At 77.1% G+C, this 8,663-nt stretch carries 8 protein-coding genes; 4 read left to right on the top strand and 4 right to left on the bottom strand.

All coding sequences use genetic code 11. The features are described 5' to 3' along the window. Positions 1-24: 24 nt before the first annotated feature. Positions 25-717 (bottom strand): hypothetical protein, encoded by a 693-nt coding sequence (locus tag QP089_RS41795; RefSeq protein WP_285919957.1) that lies wholly within the window; start codon positions 715-717, stop codon positions 25-27. 460 nt (positions 718-1,177) lie between these two features. Between QP089_RS41795 and QP089_RS41790 the strand changes: the two genes are divergently transcribed. From QP089_RS41790 to QP089_RS41780, 3 genes are read left to right on the top strand one after another with little or no spacing between them, the layout of a single operon-like run. Continuing rightward, positions 1,178-1,783: a sigma-70 family RNA polymerase sigma factor gene (locus tag QP089_RS41790; protein ID WP_446474135.1), complete on the top strand. Its 606-nt coding sequence runs from the start codon at positions 1,178-1,180 to the stop codon at positions 1,781-1,783. After that, entirely contained in the window at positions 1,780-2,505 is a 726-nt protein-coding gene (locus QP089_RS41785) for an anti-sigma factor family protein (protein ID WP_285919955.1), read from the top strand. The genes QP089_RS41790 and QP089_RS41785 overlap by 4 nt, the downstream gene beginning before the upstream one ends. Before the next feature lie 44 nt (positions 2,506-2,549). Next, a complete protein-coding gene (locus QP089_RS41780; RefSeq protein WP_285919953.1) occupies positions 2,550-3,254 on the top strand; it encodes a hypothetical protein in 705 nt (234 codons plus the stop codon). On the opposite strand, the gene QP089_RS41775 is transcribed toward QP089_RS41780, so the two are convergent. Both QP089_RS41775 and QP089_RS41770 read right to left on the bottom strand, forming a co-directional pair. Continuing rightward, positions 3,251-4,081: an ABC transporter permease gene (locus QP089_RS41775; protein WP_285919951.1), complete on the bottom strand. Its 831-nt coding sequence runs from the start codon at positions 4,079-4,081 to the stop codon at positions 3,251-3,253. The genes QP089_RS41780 and QP089_RS41775 overlap by 4 nt on opposite strands. Then, positions 4,078-5,070, bottom strand: a complete 993-nt coding sequence (locus QP089_RS41770; RefSeq protein ID WP_285919949.1) for an ATP-binding cassette domain-containing protein — start codon at positions 5,068-5,070, stop codon at positions 4,078-4,080. The genes QP089_RS41775 and QP089_RS41770 overlap by 4 nt, the downstream gene beginning before the upstream one ends. A gap of 92 nt (positions 5,071-5,162) precedes the next feature. On the opposite strand from QP089_RS41770, the gene QP089_RS41765 reads away from it, so the two are divergent. Further along, positions 5,163-5,927, top strand: a complete 765-nt coding sequence (locus tag QP089_RS41765) for a TetR/AcrR family transcriptional regulator (RefSeq protein WP_285919947.1) — start codon at positions 5,163-5,165, stop codon at positions 5,925-5,927. Between the two features lie 69 nt (positions 5,928-5,996). Here the strand turns inward: QP089_RS41765 and hrpB are convergent, their stop codons facing one another. Next, a complete protein-coding gene (gene hrpB, locus QP089_RS41760) occupies positions 5,997-8,519 on the bottom strand; it encodes an ATP-dependent helicase HrpB (RefSeq protein ID WP_285919945.1) in 2,523 nt (840 codons plus the stop codon). Positions 8,520-8,663 lie beyond the last annotated feature (144 nt).

The raw sequence follows: 8,663 nt of genomic DNA, 5'->3' as shown, positions 1-8,663 counted from the left end.
CGGCGCGGCCGGCGCGCGGCCGGGTCAGCGCGCGGCCAGCGCCGGGAAGTCGAGCACCCGGGCGCCGGGCCCGCCGTCGCCGGCGGGCCCGTCCCGCTCCGCGCCGCCGGGGGCGAGGGCCGCCGGCCGGCCGGTGAGGATGTGGCCGCGGAACACCGCGCCCTTGGCGGTGACCTTGACGGCCGTGAAGGCGTCCGGGCGCAGCGCGCAGAAGCCGGTCCGCACGACGTCCTCGAACAGCGAGTCCGAGACCACGTAGGCCAGGTCGCGGCCGGCGTCGTCGGCCAGCAGGCGGCGCAGCGGCCCGGCGTCCAGCAGCCGCTGGACGACGATCGGCGCGTCGCCGGCGGGCCCGAACGGCCCGGCGGTCAGCGTGCCGTGGTGCAGCGCGAGCCGCACCCGCAGCCGGAACCGGGCGCCCGCGTCCAGCGCCGCGCGGTTGATCTCGCGCAGCGCGCCGGCGAGCCCGATGACGAAGTCGCCCGCCACCGGCGCCGGGTCGATCCCGTCCGGCAGGGTGGCCAGCTCCCCGTCGCCGCCGACCTGCTTGTCCCAGCGGGACCGGTCGAGGCCGACGCCGCGCGCCGCCCGGTCCAGCGCGTCGGAGAGCTGGCGCTGGGCGAGCAGCTGCTCGCTGGTGTCCCGCTTGCTGTACCCCTGGATGTCCACCGCCATCAGCAGGCGGTAGTGCAGCGGGTGTCGCTCGTTCCCTTCCACTCCGTGTCCGCCCCTCGTCCTCCGAGCAAATCAGGGGCCGGTTGCCCCGCATTCGCTCCACTGTGGAGTGAGTGTTGCCTGATGGAGGATCGCCGCGGTCGTCCGGGTGTCAAAGGGGGGCCGTGCGTCGCCTCCTCCGCTCTCGTGTGACGCCGTTGACGCCCACTTGGACGGGACGGCGGCGCCGTCGGCGCCCTCGGGTAAGTAATACCTAGCGAACCAGTAAGCGCGCTACCGGAATAACCAGCGCAAAACGGTTGCGCCGCGGGCGTCCGGACCCGCTTTCCACCCCGCTACCGTCCCGCTTCCGGCCCGGGTTCGGCCCGGGTTCGGCCCGGGTTCCGGTCTCCGCTGAACCGGCCGTCGCCTCCGTCCCGTACTGCCTCCCGACGCGACATCCGACGCACCGCGCCCCATCCCGACCGCCGCGTCGCCGCCCCCGCACCCGCCGGAGAGCACGATGGCCAACAGATCGTCCACCGCAGCGCCGTCCCGCGCCCGCCCGCCCGCCGCGTCCGGGCCGTGGAGCTGGTTCCGCGGCCCGCGGCCCGCCGGCACGGTCGACGACCAGGTCATCGTGACCGAGCTGTACCGGGTGTACGGGCGGCCGCTGCTGTCGTTCGTGCTGCGGCTCACCGGGGGCGACCGGCACTGGGCCGAGGACGTGGTGCAGGAGACCATGATCCGCGCCTGGCGCAGCGCGCACCAGCTCGACGAGAACGCCGCGTCGCTGCTGCCGTGGCTGGCGACCGTCGCGCGCCGGATCGTCATCGACGACCAGCGCCGCAAGAACGCCCGGCCGCAGGAGGCGGGCGAGGGACCGCTGGAGAACATGCGCGTCCCCGACGGTTTGGAGGACCTGCTGCGCTCCGTCGTCGTCTCCGAGGCGCTGCTCGCGCTGTCGCCCGCGCACCGCGAGGTCCTCAACGAGACCTTCTTCCGGGACCGGTCGGTGAACGAGGCCGCCCGGCACCTCGGCATCCCGGTCGGGACCGTGAAGTCGCGGGTCTACTACGCGCTCCGGGCGCTGCGCGTCGCCCTGGAGGAGAGGGGCGTGACGCCATGACCGCGCCCGCCGCGCACGTCGACGTCGGCGCCTACGCGCTCGGCCTGCTGGAGGAGCCGGACCGGCGCGCGTTCGAGGCGCACCTGGCGGCCTGCCTGCCCTGCCACGAGGAGCTGGCCGCACTCAGCGGCCTGGCCGCGACGCTGGACGGCATCGGCCCGATCGCCGAGTCGCCCGGCGGCCTGCCCGAGCCCGCGCCCGTGCCGGAGCTGCTGCGCCGCCGCATCCGGCGCGAGCGCCGCGGCCGCACGACGCGGGCGCTGGTGGGCGCCGCCGCCGGGCTCGTCCTGCTGGGCGGGGCGCTCGGCACCGGGTACACCGTCGGCGCCGACAAGGACCCGGCCCCGGCGCGCGCGGCGAGCGGCGCCGACGGGGCGGCGGCGCTGCTGCGCGACGGGCACCGGACGACCGCCTCCGACGCGGGGACCGGCGCGTCCGGGACCGTCGCGACGCAGGGCACCCCGTGGGGCAGCCGCGTCGCGCTGCAGCTGACCAAGGTGCGCGGGCCGCTGGAGTGCGAGCTGGTCGCGGTGGACGGCGCGGGCCGCGCCCACACGGTCGCCGGCTGGTCCGTCCCGGACAAGGGGTACGGGCTGCCTGGATCACCGCAGCCGCGGCTGACCGTGCAGGGCGGCGCGGCGGTCAAGCCCGCCGACATCAAGCGGTTCGAGGTCCGCACCCTCGGGGCCGGCGCGCGGACGCTGCTGACCGTCCCCGCCTGACGGGGTGACGGGGGTCACGAGGCCGCGTCCCATAGGCTGGTCGGATGAGCAGGACCCGACCGTCCCCCGGCCCCCGGCTGATGCTGCCGGGCCTCCGCGAGGCCTACGCGGCGTTCGTCCGGGAGGCGGACGCGCTGCCCGCGCTGCCCGGCGCGCTGCAGGCCGAGGTGTGGACGTCCGCGCAGCTCGGCACGCTGGAGGCCGCGGCCCCGCACGAGGCCGGCCGGCGCGCCGCGCTCGGCGACCTGATCATGTCGCTGCGGGCCGCCGCGACGCCCGGCGCCCGCGCGTTCCTGCGCGCGCTCGCCGCGATCGGCCCGCAGGTGGGGCGCACCGCCGCAGGCAAGGCCGCCGACGCGCTGCGCGACCGGCCCGCGGCGCCATGGGAGGGCATGCTCGGCCGCGTCGTCCCCGGCCAGGCGTGGCTGATCCAGGAGGGTCCGCTGGACGGCGACCGCCTGGTCTGCGAGTTCCGCTACGAGGACGCGGGCACGGCGGGCATGCACGCGCTGGCGGTGCGGCTGTCCTACGGCGACTCCCCCGCCGAGGTCGTGATCGTCGGTGACGTCCCGGCGCTGATGACGGCGGCGCGGCAGGCGATGCAGGCCGAGCTGTGCGTCGTCCAGCCCTATGACGCGGCCGCCGTGGGCGAGCGGCTCCGCACCGCGCTGAACGGCGCGGAACCGCTGCCCGAGGCGTGCTATCCGGCGCTGGCGCTCGCCCGCCACCGCGCCGGGCTGCTGCCCTAGCGGCCGAGGGCGCGGTAGCGCCGGACGGCCAGCGGGAAGAACACCGCCGTGATCGCCAGCGGCCACGCGACCGCGAGCAGCACGCTGTGCTCGGCGGCCCACGAGCCGCTCGACAGGGCGTCGCGGGACGGGTCGCCGAACAGGCCGCGGCAGGCGGTGACGGTCGCCGACATCGGGTTCCACTCGGCGACCGCGCCGAGCCAGCCCGGCATCGTGCTCGGCGCGGCGAGCGCGCTGGACAGGAACCCGACCGGCCACACCAGCATCTGGATCATGGTGACGGACTCGGGCCCGCGGGCGACCAGGCCGAGGTAGACCCCCACCCAGATCAGCGCGAACCGCAGGAACAGCAGCAGGCCGAGGCCCGCGAGCGCGGCGGCGATCCCGTCGTGGACGCGCCAGCCGATCGCCAGCCCGCACAGCGCCATGACCGCGAGGGACGCGAGCGCCTCCGCCATGTCGGCGGCGCCGCGCCCGACGACCACGGCCGACGGCGCCATCGGCATCGACCGGAACCGGTCGGAGACGCCCCGCGCGGCGTCGACGGCGATCGCGGTGAAGGTGCTCTCCACGCCGAACACCATCGTCATCGCGAACATGCCGGGGATGATGAACGCGCGGTACTCCCCGCCCGGCACGTCCATCTGGCCGCCGAACAGGTAGCCCATCATCAGGACGACGACCACCGGGAACAGCAGGCTGACGGCGAGCTGGTCGGGGCGCTTGACCCGGTGGGCGAGAGCCCGCACGGTGAGCGTCCAGCCGTCGGCGGCGGCCCAGTGCAGCCGCCCGAGCAAGGTCGGCGGGGTGTGCGGTAGCGCGGTCACGCGGGCACCTCCTGGTCGTCGTGCGCGGTCTGGTCGTGCGCGGTGGCGGGGCCGCCGGTGAGGTGCAGGAACACCTCGTCGAGCGTGGGGCGGCGGACGCCGATGTCGGCGACCCGCACGCCCGCCTCGTCCAGTGCCCGGACGGCGCCGGTGAGCGCGCCGACCCGGTCGGGGACGGGCGCGGTGACCGCCAGCGCGTCGGCGTCCACCTCCGGTTCGGCGCCGGCGACGCGGTGCGCGATCTCGGCGGCGGCGGCGAGCGCGCCGGGGTCCTCGACGACGATCCGCAGGTGGTCGCCGCCGAGCCGGGACTTCAGCCGGTCCGGGCTGCCCTCGGCGATGACCCGGCCGCGGTCGATCACCGAGATCGCGTCGGCCAGCCGGTCGGCCTCCTCCAGGTACTGGGTGGTGAGCACGACGGTCGTGCCGCCGCCCGCGAGCGCGCGGACCGCGTCCCACACCTCGATGCGGCTGCGCGGGTCGAGGCCGGTGGTGGGCTCGTCCAGGAACAGCACGGCCGGCGCGAGGATCATCCCGGCGGCCAGGTCGAGGCGGCGCCGCATGCCGCCGGAGTAGCCGCCGGCGGGACGGTCGGCGGCGCCGGCGAGCCGGAACCGCTCCAGCAGCTCGTCCGCCCGCCGCCGCGCCCGGCGCGCGCCGAGGTGGTGGAGGCGGCCGAACATGACGAGGTTCTGCCGGCCGGTGAGCAGCTCGTCGACCGCGGCGTGCTGCCCGACCAGGCCGATCCGGGCCCTGACCCGGTCGGGGGCGCGGACGGCGTCGTGCCCGGCGACGACGGCGCGGCCGCCGTCCGGGCGGGCGAGCGTGGCGAGCACGCGCACGCAGGTGGTCTTGCCCGCGCCGTTGGGGCCGAGCAGGCCGTGCACGGTGCCGGCGGGCACCCGCAGGTCCAGCCCGTCCAGGGCCGCGGTGCGGCCGTAGGTCTTGCGCAGCCCGGCCGCGTCGACCGCGAGGTGTGGCTCTGTCATGGGTCTCCCAAACTCCGTACGCCATACGGATTAAGCGTCCGGGAGACTATAACGTACGTCGTACAGAGTTTCATCCCTGGGAGGATGCACGGGTGACGACCGAGTACAGCGGGGGCGGCGACCCGCGGCGCAGCCTGGAACTCCTGTGGGGCGTGCCCGGACGGCCGAAGCGCGGGCCGAAGCCGAAGCTCACCGCCGAGCGGATCGTCCGCACCGCGATCGCCGTCGCCGACTCCGACGGGCTGGACGCGCTGTCGATGCGGCGCATCGCCGACGAGCTCGGCGTCGCCCCGATGTCGATCTACACCTACGTCCCCGGCAAGGCCGAGCTGATCGACGTCATGCTCGACCGCGCGTTCGCCGAACTCACCCCCGCCGACGGCGTCCCGGGCGGCTGGCGCGCCAAGCTGGAGCACATCGCGCGCGACAACTGGGACCTGTACCACCGCCATCCCTGGCTGCTGCACGTCGCCGCCGTCCGCCCGCCCATGGGCCCCGCCGTGTTCGACAAGTACGAGTTCGAGCTGCGCGCCGTCGACGGCATCGGCCTCACCGACCTGGAGATGGACTCGGTCGTCGCGCTCGTCACCGGCTTCGCCGAGAGCTCGGCGCGCGTGTCGGTCAACGCCGCCGAGGCCGAGCGGCGCAGCGGCATGACCGACGCGCAGTGGTGGGAGGCGCTCGTGCCGCTGCTGCACCAGATCGACACCGGCGGCAAGGACTACCCGCTCAGCTCCCGCGTCGGCGAGGTCGCCGGGCGCGAGCACAACGCCGCCGTCGGCCCCGCGCACGCCTTCGAGTTCGGCCTGGCCCGCATCCTCGACGGCATCCAGGCCCTCGTCGACTCCCGCGCCTGACGCCGTTCACTTGCGGCGAGTCGCGGTTATGGCGCGCCGCATAACGACGACTCGCCGCAACTCGACGGACTAGCGGCGCGGTTTCGTCCTGCGGGTGGGCGCCGCCGTGGTCGGGTCCTCCGGCCACGGGTGCTTGGGGTAGCGGCCCCGCAGCTCGGCCCGGACGGCCTTGTAGCCCTCCCGCCAGAACGTCGCGAGGTCCGCCGTGACGGCCGCCGGACGTCCCGCCGGCGACAGCAGGTGCACCACCAGCGGCACCCGCCCGCCCGCGAGCCGGGGCGCCGCGTCCCAGCCGAACAGCTCCTGCAGCTTCACCGCCAGCACCGGCCGGCCCTGACCGTAGTCGACCCGGATCCGCGACCCCGACGGCACCTCGATCCGCTCCGGCGCGTACTCCTCCAGCCGCGACGCCGCCTCCCACGGCAGCAGCCCCCGCAGCAGGCCCGCGACGTCGACCCGGCCCAGGTCCGAGCGCCGCCGCGCCCCGGCCAGCCACTGCGGCGCCCGCTCCAGCAGCGCCGCGTCGCCGACGTCCGGCCACGGCTCCCCCAGCGCGCCGTGCAGGAACGCCAGCCGCTCGCGCAGCGCTACGGCCCCCGGCGTCCAGTTCAGCAGGCCGAGCCCCTCGGCGCGCAGGCCGTCCAGCAGCGCCGCCCGCACCAGGTCGGGGTCGGGGTCCCGCAAGGGCCGCGCGTCCAGCTCGATCGCCCCGAGCCGCTCGACCCGCCGCGCCACCACGTCACCGTCCCGCCAGGCCACCTCCTCGGCGGTCTGCAGCAGCGGCGCCGCGGCGGCCCGCGCCACGTCCTCGTCGATCACGACGGCCTGCCGCACCCGCGCCGACGCCGACCCGGCCGGACGGTCCGCGGCCGCCACCGCCAGCCACCGCGGCCGCGCGGCCGCCAGCGCCGACCCGTCCGCGAGCACCGCGCCCGTCCCGGACGCCATCAGGTACCCGCCGCCGCCCGCCCGGGCCCGCGCGACCCGCTCCGGGAACGCCAGCGCCACCACGGTCCCCGCCACCAGATCATCGCTCCGGCCGGCCGAGGCCCTGGCCGGGGGCGCGTCGGCGAGGGCCTTGCGGAGGCGGCGGGCCTCGTCGTGCCAGCGGGCGGCGTGGGCGTCGGCCGGACGGGCCCGGCCGCGCAGGGCGCGCCAGGCGGCGGTGAGGTCGTCCCCGGCGGCGCGCGGCGGGGGCTCCGACAGCAGGGCGACGATCTGGGCGGCGTTGCGGGCGCCGACCTCGCGGGCGCCGTCGAGGAGGGCGCGGGCGAGGCGCGGGTGCAGGCCGACGCCCGCCAGCCGCCGGCCGCGCGGGGTCACCTGGCCCTCGCGGACGGCGCCGAGCGCGTGCAGGACGTCGCGGGCGGCGTCCATCGCGGCGGGCGGCGGCGGGTCGGGCAGGGCGAGGCCGCCCGCGCCGGGATCGCCCCAGCAGGCGGCCTGGAGCGCGAAGCCGGTGAGGTCGGCGAGCTCGATCTCCGGTCGGGGGCGCGCGGGCAGCCGGTCGTGCTCGGCCTGCGTCCAGCAGCGGTAGACGGTGCCGGGCGCCTCGCGTCCGGCGCGTCCGGCGCGCTGGTCGGCGGTGGCGCGGGACGCGCGGACGGTGGTGAGCGCGCCGAGCCCGCGGGCGTGGTCGGTGCGGGGCTCGCGGGCCAGCCCGGCGTCCACGACGACGCGCACGCCGGGCACGGTGAGGCTGGACTCGGCGACGGAGGTCGCCAGCACGACGCGCCGGCCGGTGCCGGGCGCAAGCACGGCGTCCTGCACCGCCGGCGGTGCCTGCCCGTGGACCTGGAGGACGTCGGCGGGGACGCCGGCGAGCCGCCCGGCGACGCGGCCGATCTCACCGACGCCGGGCAGGAAGCACAGCACGTCGCCGTCGCGCTCGGCGAGGGCGCGGCGGACGGTGTCGGCGACGTGGGCGAGCAGCGCCGGGTCGACGCGCATGCCGTGCGGCGGCGGGACGGGGCGCGGCGGCGGGGCCCAGACCACCTCGACCGGGTGCAGCGCGGCCTCGGTCTCGACCACGGGCGCGGGGCCGCCGTCGCCGCCGAGGAGCCGGGCCCACGGGCCGGTGTCGGCGGTGGCGGACGCGGCGACCAGCCGCAGGTCGGGACGCAGCGTCGCGCGGACGTCCAGCAGGAACGCCAGCGCGGTGTCGGCGTCCAGGTGCCGTTCGTGGCACTCGTCGAGGATGACCGTGCCGACGCCGGCGAGTTCGGGGTCGTCCTGGAGGCGCTGCAGCAGCACCCCGGTGGTGACGACGTCGACGCGGGAGCCGGGACGCGACTCGCCGCGGACGGTGACGCCGACGCTACCGCCGACGTGCTCGCCGAGCAGCCAGGCCATGCGGCGGGCGGCGGCGCGCGCGGCCAGCCGGCGGGGCTCCAGCACCACGACCCTGCCGCCGGAGTCCGGGGCCGGGGCGCCGTCGGCGAGGGCGAGGCCGGACAGCGCGAGCGGGACGAGGGTGGTCTTGCCGGTGCCGGGCGGCGCGGCGAGGACCGCGGCGCCGCGGGCGGCCAGCGCGGCGCGCAGCCCGGGGACGGCGCGGCGGACGGGCAGGTCCTCGGCGGCGCTGAGGTGCATCCGTCCAGTGTGGCGGCAGTCGAACCTACCGGTGGCCGCGGGTGACCGTCCATGTGAGAAATGCCACCGCGATGAAAGGCCGCGCGCGGGTTACGGTGATAGTTGCATCGCGCATTTCATTACCAGCCCAGAATGGTCTAAAGT

The organism is Actinomadura opuntiae, assembly GCF_030283205.1.
GTDB lineage: Bacteria > Actinomycetota > Actinomycetes > Streptosporangiales > Streptosporangiaceae > Spirillospora.
This window is presented reverse-complemented; position numbering and strand designations above follow the sequence as displayed.

What these genes read in the sequence shown, in the direction of transcription:
- QP089_RS41790 (WP_446474135.1), top strand. Translation starts at nt 1,178, where the DNA reads ATGGCCAACAGATCGTCCACCGCAGCGCCGTCCCGCGCCCGCCCGCCC.
- QP089_RS41785 (WP_285919955.1), top strand. Translation starts at nt 1,780, where the DNA reads ATGACCGCGCCCGCCGCGCACGTCGACGTCGGCGCCTACGCGCTCGGC.
- QP089_RS41780 (WP_285919953.1), top strand. Translation starts at nt 2,550, where the DNA reads ATGAGCAGGACCCGACCGTCCCCCGGCCCCCGGCTGATGCTGCCGGGC.
- QP089_RS41770 (WP_285919949.1), bottom strand. Translation starts at nt 5,070, where the DNA reads ATGACAGAGCCACACCTCGCGGTCGACGCGGCCGGGCTGCGCAAGACC.
- hrpB (WP_285919945.1), bottom strand. Translation starts at nt 8,519, where the DNA reads ATGCACCTCAGCGCCGCCGAGGACCTGCCCGTCCGCCGCGCCGTCCCC.